Below are 471 nucleotides of genomic sequence, written 5' to 3' on the forward strand. Positions count from 1 at the left end.
AACCATTAATTATTCTCTGTAATTATATGAAGCGCGTCTTTTAAATTTGGGTCACGTGAGTAATAATTTTCTTCCAGTTCTTTTTCTTTAAGCCCCATTAACTCGTGGCTCATGTAATGAATCCAGTAAACATCGTCGTTTACCGATACGTCGTGTTTTCTGCACCAATAATCAGGCTGAATCGGAAGCTGTTCCGCTTTATCGTAAAAAAATTTATAATCGTGTACCGCGATTTTAAGATCATGGCGAGGAATTCCTTTTTCAAGAATAATTTGCGCAAGATGATTTATTGTTTTGCCGGAATCGAAAATATCGTCTATCAAGAGCACTTTGTCCCCTACGCGCAGATATTCGGGCGAATATGTCCAACCGTCAACTTTTACCTGACCAGACTTCGCCACGTCCGAGTAAGAGCGGGCGACCACTGCGGCGTAGTAAACAGGATGCGCGCCCTTGTGTACGATTTTAAAA

1 protein-coding gene is annotated in these 471 nt (G+C 41.4%); it reads right to left on the reverse strand.

Going from position 1 to position 471, the window contains the following annotated elements; genetic code table 11:
* Window positions 1-5: 5 nt before the first annotated feature.
* A partial coding sequence (locus ACYVRH_RS14570; RefSeq protein ID WP_461257583.1) for a phosphoribosyltransferase occupies window positions 6-471 on the reverse strand: 466 nt, incomplete at its 5' end.

It is taken from the genome of Treponema sp. R80B11-R83G3 (assembly GCF_054786115.1).